Source organism: Kitasatospora sp. A2-31 (genome assembly GCF_022288725.1).
In the GTDB taxonomy this organism is placed as follows: Bacteria; Actinomycetota; Actinomycetes; order Streptomycetales; family Streptomycetaceae; genus Kitasatospora.
Genome location: NZ_JAKNTA010000009.1, coordinates 300,291 through 309,041 on the forward strand (window position 1 = coordinate 300,291; position 8,751 = coordinate 309,041).

Genomic DNA, 8,751 nt, shown 5'->3' on the forward strand with positions numbered 1-8,751 from the left:
CCTCCGCCGAAGGGCGGTCCCGCTTCCCGCGGGGCCGTCCTTCGGTGTTTTCGGACGATCGCCCGCACCAAACACGCCTGATTGCGGGTGATTTGCCCTTGATGGACCAGTGCGCCGCAACCGCGCCAGGGCCCGATCGTTCTAATCTGACGACTGTCATATCCCTGCGGCCACCCAGGATGGAACCTCATGTCAGCGGCCCCGCCTGACAACGACGTGCTGTGGGCCCGGGGGATCGTCAAGTCCCATCACGGCACCCCCGCCCTGCGCGGAATCTCGCTCGGCATCCGGGAGGGCGAGGTCCTGGCCGTCACCGGACCGCGCGGCTCCGGCAAGAGCACGCTGCTCGGCTGTCTCTCCGCCCTCCTCCCGGTCGACGACGGCGAGGTCTGGTTCAACAGCGCCCCGGTGCACACCCTCGGCCGAGCCGGGCGGGAGCGGCTGCGCCGCGACCGCTTCGGCTTCGTCGGCTCCGAGCCCCACCTGGTACCGGAGCTGACGGCCCGCGAGAACGTGGCCCTGCCGCTGCTGCTCGCCGGCGCCGGCAACAAGGCCGCCTACACCGCGGCCGACGAGTGGCTGGAGCGCCTCGACGTCGGCGAGGTCGGCCGCGTCCGGCCCGACCGGCTGGTCCAGAGCCAGCGCCAGCGGATCGCCGTCGCCCGCGCGCTCGCACCGCTGCCGCCGGTCGTCTTCGCCGACGACCCCACCGCCCCGCTGCACCGCGAGGCCGCCGACCAGGTGCTGCGGATACTCACCAGCGCGGCGCGCTCGCACCAGCTCACCCTCGTCCTGGCGACCCACGACCCCGAGCTCGTCCGGTACGCGGACCGCTCCGTCGCCCTCGTCGACGGGCGGCTCGCCGCCCCGGCCGCGCCCGTCCGGCGCCACACCGCCGGGGCGCCGGGGGTGTCGGGGGCTGTCGCGGCCGCTGCGCCGGGGACCGCCGCGCCGGATGCCGCCGCGGCGGGGAGCGCTTCTCCCGGGGGCGGTTCCCCGGGTACCGCTTCCCCGGGTACCGCCTCGCCGGGTGCCGCCGGCGCGTCCGCCGTGTCGGCCACGCGCCGCTGACGCCGCCCCGCCGCTGAAAGAGTCGACGTGTTCTATCTCCGCCTGGCCCGGGGCTACCGGGTGCTCGACCTCGGCCGCTGGCTGCTGACCGCGCTGGCCGGCGCGGTGGTCGCCGCCTTCCTGCTGCGCGCCCTCGGCCGGGCGATGAGCGACCCGGTCGGTGGCACCGCCGCCCTCGCGCGCCTGCTCTGGTGCCTGCCGCCGCTGGCCGCGGTCGCCTGGTTCGCCGCCGTCGCCGCCCGCGCGGTGCCCGCCCGGCGGCCCGAACGGATCACCGGCCTCACCGCCGCCGGGGCCGGCGCGGCCCGGATCCGCACCCTGATCGCCGGCGAGGTCGCGCTCGCCTGCGCCCTCGGCTCGGCGCTGACCCTGCTGCTCTTCCTGGTCCTGCGCAACGACATCGCCGGCCCCTCGCTCGCCCCCGAGCTCGGCATGGGCGTCGCGCTGCCGGCCGCCGCCCCCGTCACCCTGCTCGCCCTCGTGCCGTTCACCGCCGGCGTCGCCGCCGCCGGGGCCGTCCCGCTCGCCGAGACCCTGCCCGGCCGGCGCCGGCCCACCCGGACCGGCTTCGGCGTACTGCGGATCGCCCTGCCGGTCGGCCTGGCGGTGAGCGGCCTCGCGCTGGAACTGATCGCCCTGCGCACCGGCGCCGCCGTCGACGGCCGCCCGATCCACCTGCCGGCCGGACTCGGCACGACCAGCGTGGCCGCCCTCGGCGGCTGGGCGGCGTGCGCCCTCGGCCTCGCGATGCTGACCGGCCCGCTGCTCTCCTGGGCCGGGCGACTGCTCGCGCTCGGCCGGCCGACCCCGCTGCGGCTGCTCGCCGGACGGGGACTGACCGCCCAGGCCCGCCGGCTCGGACCGCCGCTGGCCGTCCTCGCCCTGGCGCTCGCGCTGGTGCTCACCACCATCCGCTACTGGATCGGCGAACCCGACAGCGCCGACGCCCTGCCCGCCGTGGAGGCCGGGCTGGTGCTCGGCTGCACGGCGGCCGCGGTGGTCTCCCGGCTCGCCGAGCTGCGCACCGACCGCCAGGACGTCGCCGATGCACTGCTGCGCCTCGGCGCCGCACCCCGGCTGCTGGTCGGCGCGGTCGCGCTGCGGGTGCTGGCCGTCGGCACCGTGCTGCTGGTCACCGGCGGGCTGACCGCCGTCCTGGCGGCCGCCGGACTGCACTGAGGGACTGAGGGCCACCACGCCGGAGGGCCGCCACGCCGGAGCGTGGCGGCCCTCCGCGGCACTCCTGGTGCAGCGCGGCCGGAGCGCGGTCGGCTCAGCCCGCCGCGGCGAGCTGGCCGCAGGCCCCGTCGATCTCCTGGCCCCGGGTGTCGCGGACGGTGGTCGGCACGCCGTGCGCCTGCAGCCGGCGGACGAACTCCCGCTCGTCCTCGGGCCGGGACGCCGTCCACTTCGAACCCGGGGTCGGGTTCAGCGGGATCAGGTTGACGTGCACGCGGTGGTTCTTGATCAGCCGGCCGAGCAGGTCCGCCCGCCACGCCTGGTCGTTGATGTCCTTGATCAGCGCGTACTCGATGGAGATCCGGCGCCCGGACTTCTCCGCGTAGTTCCACGCGGCGTCGAGCACCTCGGCGACCTTCCACCGGGTGTTCACCGGCACCAGCTCGTCGCGCAGCTCGTCGTCGGGCGCGTGCAGGGAGAGCGCGAGGCGGCAGGAGAGCCCCTCGTCCGCCAGCCGGTTCATCGCCGGGACGAGGCCGACCGTCGAGACGGTGATGCCGCGCTGGGAGAGGCCGAAGCCGTCCGGCGCCGGGTCGGTCAGCCGGCGGATCGCGGCCAGCACCCGGTTGTAGTTGGCCAGCGGCTCGCCCATGCCCATGAAGACCACGTTGGAGAGCCTGGCCTCGCCGCCCGGGATCTCGCCGCCCTTGAGCGCCCGCATGCCGGCGGCGATCTGCTCGACGATCTCGGCGGTGGAGAGGTTGCGGGTCAGACCGGCCTGGCCGGTCGCGCAGAACGGACAGTTCATGCCGCAGCCGGCCTGCGAGCTGATGCACATGGTGACCCGGTCCGGGTAGCGCATCAGCACCGACTCGACGAGCGTGCCGTCGAACAGCTTCCAGAGCGTCTTGCGGGTGGTGTCGTCGTCGCACGAGACGTGCCGGACCACCGACATCAGCTCGGGCAGCAGGCTCTCGGTGAGCTTCTCCCGGCTGGCGGCGGGGATGTCCGTCCAGCTCGCCGGGTCGTTCGACATCCGGCCGAAGTAGTGGTTGGAGAGCTGCTTCGCGCGGAACGGCTGCTCGCCCAGCTCGGCGACGGCCTCCTTGCGCTCGGCGGGGCTGAGGTCGGCGAGGTGTCGCGGGGGCTTGGCGCCGCGCGGCGCGACAAACGTGAGTTCTCCGGGCTTAGGCATGGTTGTTCCAGTGTCGCAGACGGCGCGGGCTCGGCGGACAAGCGCGAGGGCCCCGGGCGCCTGGCGTCCGGGGCCCTCGCGGCCGGGTGTGCAGCCGGGCAGGCCGCGGGTGGTGTCCGCCTGCGGCCTAGCTGCCGACGAAGGCGGCCAGCAGCAGCCAGACCACCGGGGCGGTCGGCAGGAGGGAGTCCAGCCGGTCCATGATCCCGCCGTGGCCGGGCAGCAGCGTGCCCATGTCCTTGATGCCGAGGTCGCGCTTGATCATCGACTCGCCCAGGTCGCCCAGGGTGGCGGTGACCGCCGCGCAGCCGCCCAGGATGAGGCCCTGCCACCAGCTGCCGTCGTCGATGATCAGCTGCATCAGCGCTGCGCCCGCCAGCATCGACAGCGCGATGCCGCCGGCCAGGCCCTCACGGGTCTTGCCCGGACTGATCGTGGGCGCCAGCTTGGTCCTGCCGAACTTGTAGCCGACGGCGTAGGCGCCGGTGTCGCTGCAGATCGTGACGATCAGGAAGAGCACGATGCGCTGCGCGCCGTCGTCCGCCGCCAGCATCATCGCGACGAAGGTGGCCAGGAACGGCACGTAGAAGGCGGTGAACACGCCCGCCGTTATGTCGCGGAGGTAGTTCTCCGGTGGTTCGGCCATCCGCCAGACCATCACCGCCAGCCCGGTCAGCGCCAGCGAGGCCGCCGCCCACTGCACGCCGGACCAGTAGCCGGTGGCGATCATGGCGATGCCGCCCGCGACCAGCGGGACCAGCGGCGCCTTGATCTGCTTGCGCTCGGACAGCCGGCTGGTCAGCTCCCAGATGCCGACCGAGACCGCTGCCATCACCACGACCAGGAACAGCGCCTTGACGACGAACAGCGAGGCGATGATCACGGCGCCGAGGCCGACCCCGACGCCTATCGCGGCCTGCAGGTTGCGACCGCCGCGCTGCTTGCGCTGCTGCTGCGGCTGCGGGTCGGGCTGGGCCACGGGTGTCTCCTGCCCTGGGTGGAACGACGGCACGGGGTGGGGCTGCCCCGCCGCCGGGTGGTTCTGCGGCGGCGCGGGATACGCCGACGCCCCCGGGTACGGCTGACCGCCGGAACCGGGGGTGGGCGCGGCGTCGTCGACGATCGCGCGCAGCACGACCGTCTCCGCCGCACCCGGCACCGCCGCCGCGGACTGCTCGTCCCGGAACAGCGGGCCGCTCAGCCGCCCGGCCTCCCGGGCCGGCCCCTCGACGGGGTCGGGCCCGGGATCGGCCGGTACGGGAGGCATGACCTGAGTCTGCTCCGCGTCACCGCCCCAGTACACCGGAGGCTGCTGCGAGTGACCCGTTCGGTGGCCGGGGTCACCCGCAGCGGCGCCGGGAACACCCGGCTCCGCGGCGGGCTGGTACGGGCGGTACGGCTGGTACTGCTGGTACTGCTGGTCGGATGGGCCCCAGTAGCCAGGGGCGTCAGGGGCGTCGTTCATCAGACTTCGAGCAGCTCGGCTTCCTTGTGCTTCAGCAGCTCGTCGACGGTCGCCACGTACTTGGCCGTGGTGTCGTCGAGCTCCTTCTCCGCACGGCGGCCGTCGTCCTCGCCGACCTCGCCGTCCTTGACCAGCTTGTCGATGGCGTCCTTGGCCTTGCGGCGCACGGCGCGGATCGAGACCTTGGCGTCCTCGCCCTTGCTGCGGGCGAGCTTGATGTACTCGCGGCGACGCTCCTCGGTGAGCTCGGGGAGCACCACCCGGATGATGGAACCGTCGTTGGACGGGTTGACGCCCAGGTCGGAGTCGCGGATCGCCTGCTCGATGGCCTTCAGCGCGGTCTTGTCGAACGGCGAGACGACGGCCATCCGCGGCTCCGGCACGGAGAAGGAAGCCAGCTGGTTGATCGGCGTCACGGCGCCGTAGTACTCGGCCACGATCTTGGCGAACATCGCCGGGTGCGCGCGGCCGGTGCGGATGGCGGCCAGGTCGTCCTTGGCGACGTTGACGGCCTTCTCCATCTTCTCCTCGGCCTCGAGGAGGGTCTCTTCGATCACTGTGTACTCCCTGTCCGGTTCATCTGCTGTTGTCCCGACCGGTGGCGGCGTCGAGGCCGGTCGCGGTGTGGAGACCGGGCGACCGCGGTGCCGACGCCGCCCCGTACGGCTGTGTGCTGCTCAGGCCCGGACAGAATCCTGGCTGATGAGTGTGCCGATCTTCTCACTCTTCACCGCCCGCGCGATATTGCCCTCGGCCAGCAGCTCGAAGACCAGCATCGGGAGGTTGTTGTCCTTGCAGAGCGTGATCGCGGTGAGGTCGGCGACCTTGAGGTCGCGGGCGATGACCTCGGAGTACTCCAGCGCGTCGAACTTGACCGCGTCCGGGTTGGTCCGGGGGTCGGAGTCGTAGACGCCGTCCACGCCGTTCTTGCCCATCAGCAGGACGTCGGCGTGGATCTCCAGCGCACGCTGGACCGCCGTGGTGTCGGTGGAGAAGTACGGCATGCCCATACCGGCACCGAAGATCACCACGCGGCCCTTCTCCAGGTGCCGGACGGCGCGCAGGGGCAGGTAGGGCTCGGCGACCTGGCCCATGGTGATGGCGGTCTGGACGCGGGTCTCGATGCCTTCCTTGACCAGGAAGTCCTGGAGGGCGAGGCAGTTCATCACGGTTCCGAGCATGCCCATGTAGTCGGAGCGGGCCCGGTCCATGCCGCGGACCTGAAGTTCCGCGCCGCGGAAGAAGTTGCCGCCGCCGATGACCACGGCTACCTCGGTACCGGCGCGGACGACCGTGGCGATCTCGCGGGCGATCGCGTGCACGACGTCCGGGTCGACGCCGAGTCCGCCGCCACCGGCGAAGGCCTCACCGGACAGCTTCAGCAGCACCCGGCGGCGCGAGCCGGCCTGCGGGTCCAGCGCGGTCTCCTGCGTCTCCTGCATGGACTTCTCCTTCTACACCTACTGGTTCACAGGCGCGGGTGTGCGGGTCCCCCGGCCTGCGCGTACACGCGAGGAGGCCACTGCCGCGGGAACCGGTACGGTGTCCTGCACGGCAATGGCCTCCTCGTCGTTCATGGTGCCGACGCGGCCCGCCCTCAGACGGATGACGCTGGGTGAGCCCGTTCGGCGTCCCTCCCGCCCTGGTCAGCGGGCGGGGGCGGTTCCCAGCCTAAGCGCGCCGGGAGTCCGGTGGAACGTGGCTCAGGCGCCGACGCGGAAGCGGGCGAAGCGCTTGAGGGCGACGCCGTTCTCCTCGAGGACCTTGGCGACGGACTTCTTGTTGTCCTTGGCGAAGGCCTGCTCCAGGACGGAGTTCTCCTTCACGAAGCCGGTGACGCGACCCTCGACGATCTTCGGCAGGGCGGCCTCGGGCTTGCCCTCCTCGCGAGCGGTGGCCTCGGCGACGCGGCGCTCGTTCTCGAGGTCCTCGGCCGGGATGTCCTCGCGGGACAGGTACTTCGGGGCGAAGGCGGCGATGTGCTGCGCGACGTCCTTGGCGACCTCGGCGTTCTCCTTGTCCAGCTCGACCAGGACGCCGACGGCCGGCGGCAGGTCGGGGCTGGTCTTGTGGAGGTAGACCGCGACGAAGCCGTCACCGTCGAACTGGGCGAAGCGACGGAAGACGATCTTCTCGCCCAGGGTCGCGTTGGCCTCGTCCACGAACTGCTGGACGGTCTTGCCGGCCTCGATCTCGGAGGCCAGGGCGGCGTCCAGGTCGGCCGGGGCGGTCTTCGCGACGTGCGCGGCGATCGCGTCGGCGACCTTGACGAAGTTGTCACCCTTGGCGACGAAGTCGGTCTCGCAGTTCAGCTCGACCAGAACGCCGGACTTCTTGTCCTCGGCGATCAGCGCGGCAACGGCGCCGTTGGAGGCGTCGCGGCCCTCGCGCTTGGCAACGCCCTTCTGGCCCTTGATGCGCAGGAGCTCGACGGCCTTCTGGACGTCGCCCTCGGCCTCGTCCAGGGCCTTCTTGCAGTCCATCATGCCGGCGCCGGTGAGCTCACGGAGCTTCTTGACGTCCGCGGCGGTGAAGTTCGCCATGGTGTGAATCTCTTCTCGCGTCTCGCGTGTCTGCGTGGGGTTGCGCCGGGACCGTTGGTTCGGTCCCGGCGCGGGAGAGAGGGGCACCTACCGGTGTCGTACCGGCGGGTGCCCCTCACCCTTGGTACGTCAGGCCTGCTCGGCCGGAGCCTCGGCGGCGGGAGCCTCGTCAGCCTTCTTCTCGCCCTCCAGGAGGTCCTTCTCCCAGTCGGCCAGCGGCTGGTCGGCGCCCGGCTCGGCCTTCGCGTCGCCCTTGGCGACACCCGCGCGGGCCTTGAGGCCCTCGGCGACGGCGTCGGCGATCACACGGGTCAGCAGGGTGACGGAGCGGATCGCGTCGTCGTTGCCCGGGATCTTGTAGTCGACCTCGTCGGGGTCGCAGTTGGTGTCGAGGATGGCGACGACCGGGATGTTGAGCTTCCGGGCCTCGCCGACCGCGATGTGCTCCTTCTTGGTGTCCACGATCCAGACAGCGCTGGGAACGCGCTGCATGTCGCGGATACCACCGAGGGTCTTCTCCAGCTTGTCGTGCTCGCGCTGCAGGACCAGGAGCTCCTTCTTGGTGAGGCCGGAACCGGCCACGTCCGAGAAGTCCAGCTCGCCGAGCTCCTTGAGGCGCTGCAGGCGCTTGTAGACGGTCGAGAAGTTGGTCAGCATGCCGCCGAGCCAGCGCTGGTTCACGTAGGGCATGCCCACGCGGGTGGCCTGCTCGGCGATGGCCTCCTGGGCCTGCTTCTTCGTGCCGACGAAGAGGACGCTGCCGCCGTGGGCAACGGTCTCCTTGATGAACTCGAAGGCGCGGTCGATGTAGTTCAGCGACTGCAGGAGGTCGATGATGTAGATGCCGTTGCGCTCGGTGATGATGAAGCGCTTCATCTTCGGGTTCCAGCGGCGGGTCTGGTGACCGAAGTGGACGCCGCTCTCCAGCAGCTCCCGCATCGTGACGACGGCCATAGCCGTGCTCCTCAGGTGTTGCGCCCGGATCTCGCGCAGTCGTCCTCGCGGTGCGCACGGTGGCGCTCCCGCTCGGGCTTCTGCGAACGGCCGGGTCAGGCTCGGTTTTGTCCGTGGCAGCCAGGTGACAGCCACGCCTGACGCCCCGAACGTGCCGAGCCGCTTCCACCCGAGCGGTCCGGGGACCGGTCGGGCTCGGCGGACCGAGCGGCACTCGCACCTGGCGGGGGCGGCGGCTGAGCCGCATCCGTCCACCGGTGGCGGGGCGTGCGAAGTCGACCCGGCGGACCGGGTCGCGTGTGAAGTGTACGGGAAGCGCCGAGCGCCGGGCGACTCCAACGGGC

General features: G+C 72.2%; 7 protein-coding genes and 1 pseudogene. 2 read left to right on the top strand and 6 right to left on the bottom strand.

The window, feature by feature from the left end; translation table 11 throughout:
- Window positions 1–189 precede the first annotated feature (189 nt).
- Window positions 190–876 (top strand): annotated as a pseudogene (locus tag MCM47_RS25450) (ABC transporter ATP-binding protein); the annotation flags it as partial.
- A gap of 222 nt (window positions 877–1,098) precedes the next feature.
- Entirely contained in the window at window positions 1,099–2,250 is a 1,152-nt protein-coding gene (locus MCM47_RS25455; RefSeq protein WP_238864012.1) for a hypothetical protein, read from the top strand.
- Between the two features lie 94 nt (window positions 2,251–2,344).
- Here MCM47_RS25455 and rlmN read toward each other — a convergent pair whose 3' ends face one another.
- From rlmN to rpsB, 6 genes are all read right to left on the bottom strand, one after another.
- A complete protein-coding gene (gene rlmN, locus MCM47_RS25460; RefSeq protein WP_238864013.1) occupies window positions 2,345–3,445 on the bottom strand; it encodes a 23S rRNA (adenine(2503)-C(2))-methyltransferase RlmN in 1,101 nt (366 codons plus the stop codon).
- Window positions 3,446–3,572: 127 nt separating this feature from the next.
- Window positions 3,573–4,910, bottom strand: coding sequence for a phosphatidate cytidylyltransferase (locus tag MCM47_RS25465; protein WP_374209203.1), 1,338 nt, complete (start codon window positions 4,908–4,910; stop codon window positions 3,573–3,575).
- On the bottom strand, window positions 4,910–5,467 hold the full coding sequence (frr, locus tag MCM47_RS25470) for a ribosome recycling factor (protein ID WP_238864015.1): 558 nt from the start codon (window positions 5,465–5,467) through the stop codon (window positions 4,910–4,912). Before frr ends, MCM47_RS25465 begins: the two co-directional genes overlap by 1 nt.
- Before the next feature lie 120 nt (window positions 5,468–5,587).
- Window positions 5,588–6,352 carry a UMP kinase gene (gene pyrH / locus MCM47_RS25475; RefSeq protein ID WP_238864016.1) on the bottom strand — a complete coding sequence of 255 codons (765 nt, stop codon included), beginning with the start codon at window positions 6,350–6,352 and terminating at the stop codon, window positions 5,588–5,590.
- Between the two features lie 261 nt (window positions 6,353–6,613).
- Window positions 6,614–7,453 carry a translation elongation factor Ts gene (tsf, locus tag MCM47_RS25480; protein WP_238864017.1) on the bottom strand — a complete coding sequence of 280 codons (840 nt, stop codon included), beginning with the start codon at window positions 7,451–7,453 and terminating at the stop codon, window positions 6,614–6,616.
- A gap of 129 nt (window positions 7,454–7,582) precedes the next feature.
- Window positions 7,583–8,407, bottom strand: a complete 825-nt coding sequence (gene rpsB / locus MCM47_RS25485) for a 30S ribosomal protein S2 (protein ID WP_238864018.1) — start codon at window positions 8,405–8,407, stop codon at window positions 7,583–7,585.
- Window positions 8,408–8,751: the final 344 nt, after the last annotated feature.

Bases quoted from the DNA above. Each gene is read 5' to 3' on its own strand.
- MCM47_RS25465 (WP_374209203.1), bottom strand. From the start codon at position 4,910: ATGAACGACGCCCCTGACGCCCCTGGCTACTGGGGCCCATCCGACCAG.
- rpsB (WP_238864018.1), bottom strand. From the start codon at position 8,407: ATGGCCGTCGTCACGATGCGGGAGCTGCTGGAGAGCGGCGTCCACTTC.
- rlmN (WP_238864013.1), bottom strand. From the start codon at position 3,445: ATGCCTAAGCCCGGAGAACTCACGTTTGTCGCGCCGCGCGGCGCCAAG.
- tsf (WP_238864017.1), bottom strand. From the start codon at position 7,453: ATGGCGAACTTCACCGCCGCGGACGTCAAGAAGCTCCGTGAGCTCACC.
- pyrH (WP_238864016.1), bottom strand. From the start codon at position 6,352: ATGCAGGAGACGCAGGAGACCGCGCTGGACCCGCAGGCCGGCTCGCGC.